The sequence below is a fragment of the Geomesophilobacter sediminis genome, assembly GCF_016458275.1.
GTDB lineage: Bacteria > Desulfobacterota > Desulfuromonadia > Geobacterales > Geobacteraceae > Geomesophilobacter > Geomesophilobacter sediminis.
In genome coordinates this window covers 1-326 of sequence record NZ_JAEMHM010000062.1, presented here as the reverse complement: position 1 = coordinate 326, position 326 = coordinate 1, and the positions used below count along the sequence as shown (strand labels likewise).

Annotated in this window: 1 protein-coding gene; it reads left to right on the top strand. The window is 67.8% G+C overall.

The window, feature by feature from the left end; translation table 11 throughout:
* Positions 1-326, top strand: a 326-nt coding sequence (locus JFN93_RS25340; RefSeq protein ID WP_199387178.1) for a hypothetical protein, incomplete at both ends; no start/stop codon positions are given.

Below are 326 nucleotides of genomic sequence, written 5' to 3'. Positions count from 1 at the left end.
CAGGCCCTTGGCGCGGCAGGCGTCGGCGCACTTTCCTCCGACCAGCTCCGTGCGCTGAACACCGCGGACATCGCAGCGCTGACCACCGCAGAAATCGCGGCGATCAGCACCGATAACATCTCCACCCTGACCACGAGCGAGATCAAGGCACTCACCACGGCTCAGGTCGCCGGACTCGACACCGCCCACGTCCAGGCTTTGGGCACCGCACAAGTTGCGGTCCTCTCCACCGCCCAGGCTCAGGCACTCGGCGCGGCAGGCGTAGGCGCACTTACTTCCGATCAGCTCCGCGCCCTCTCGACCGCCGATGTGGCGGCCCTGACCAC